The organism is Neobacillus sp. FW104-15D2, assembly GCF_058790155.1.
The window spans coordinates 1-1100 of record NZ_JBYTCJ010000074.1 but is presented as its reverse complement, the minus strand read 5'-3'; the positions used below and the strand labels follow the sequence as shown (position 1 = coordinate 1100).

The following is a 1100-nucleotide window of genomic DNA, read 5'->3' as shown; positions in this document are numbered from 1 at the left end:
TCTTATTTAAAGCCTGACGGTTACTTTATATTTAGCTGGGATCACCCCTTATATGCTCATATGATAAGTCGAAATGGTCAAATATACCTTGATGGATCATACCAGGATGAAGGAACAACAATGTACCAACGATTCAAAGGCGAAGAAGCTCCCGTTGTAATTCCCAAGAGAAAAATGAGTACTTATATAAATGAATTAATTAATGTTGGATTTACTATTGACTCTGTTGTTGAAAGTAATGTATCTGCAAGTTTTGATTCTATAGAAGAGGAATTTTCGGAACGTTATTATTCTTTATACAAAGCGAGAAGATTTCCAACTACAATGATAATTAAAGCGAAGAAATGTAAAAGGTGAATTCTTCAAGTTCATTAGCAAACATTTCAAGAGTTTCATAATAGCTTCCAATCCTGGGGGCATTTTTACTAACGGGCAGTTTAGTTCAATAAGAAGGAATAGTGTTAATGGTTGTTGAATACGAAAACATAGATTGAATACATTTATGGAGGATTTATGAAAAAAGGATACTTTTTAACATTAATTCTAACATTTTGCCTATTTATATCAGCGTGTTCAATGAGTGTCAGCAATAAAACAGAACAACCAAAAGGATTAGATGTTATACAAACAAAGGAAATTAAGAATTGGGATATTAAAGTAACTCCAAGATTAGATCATAAAAAATGGGTTTATGATACTTCAATTATGTATTTAGGAGAAAAAAACATAAATCATTTAAACTTACTGAATTATGATAAAACAAAAGTTGGATATGAAGGCGTAAAACCCAATACACCTCTCAAAACCTTTGGAAGTTATGATTATGAAGGAAGCCTATATTCAAGAGACAATAGCAATTTAACTTTCACTTTAAAATGGAGTGAGGGCAATAATGGAGTTTATACTGGAGTGGCAAAATTTAAAGTGAAACCAAAAAATTAGAAGGGAAGAAAAACTAATTCAACTAACAGGTGCGTTGATCCAAGAAGGATTAGCCGCCTTTTTTGTTGAAAACCTTATTGTACAAACGGGGCAGGTGTGCGGCCGAGCCTAGGTCGTATCATATAGCGGGTGGGATTCCCGCCGAGTAAGAACTAGCC

1 protein-coding gene and 1 pseudogene are annotated in these 1100 nt (G+C 33.5%); both read left to right on the top strand.

Going from position 1 to position 1100, the window contains the following annotated elements; genetic code table 11:
- A pseudogene (locus AC3WR0_RS25370) lies at nucleotides 1-357 on the top strand (class I SAM-dependent methyltransferase); the annotation flags it as partial.
- A gap of 156 nt (nucleotides 358-513) precedes the next feature.
- Nucleotides 514-942 carry a hypothetical protein gene (locus AC3WR0_RS25365; RefSeq protein ID WP_492554848.1) on the top strand — a complete coding sequence of 143 codons (429 nt, stop codon included), beginning with the start codon at nucleotides 514-516 and terminating at the stop codon, nucleotides 940-942.
- Nucleotides 943-1100: the final 158 nt, after the last annotated feature.